The organism is Pelomonas sp. Root1444 (genome assembly GCF_001426885.1).
GTDB lineage: Bacteria > Pseudomonadota > Gammaproteobacteria > Burkholderiales > Burkholderiaceae_C > Pelomonas.
The window spans coordinates 1,429-1,662 of sequence record NZ_LMFP01000012.1 but is presented as its reverse complement, the minus strand read 5'-3'; the positions used below and the strand labels follow the sequence as shown (position 1 = coordinate 1,662).

General features: G+C 70.9%; 1 protein-coding gene. It reads left to right on the top strand.

The annotated features are described in order from the left end of the window. The coding region (locus tag ASD35_RS13370) for a calcium-binding protein (RefSeq protein WP_157275550.1) at positions 1-234 on the top strand (234 nt) is incomplete at both ends.

Sequence of the window (234 nt, the reverse complement as noted above, 5' to 3'; positions counted from 1 at the left end):
GGCGACCGGCTGCTGATCAACTACTTCTTCCAGGACGACAACCCCGGCAGCCCCTACAACCCCGTCCAGCAGATCCGCTTCGACGACGGCACGACCTGGGCCCTTGCCGACATCCTGATCCAGCTGGGCCAGGGCACGGCGGGTGACGACAACCTGCGTGGCTCGACCGGCGCGGACGCGCTGAGCGGCGGCCGCGGCCACGACACGCTGGACGGCGCGGCCGGCAACGACACC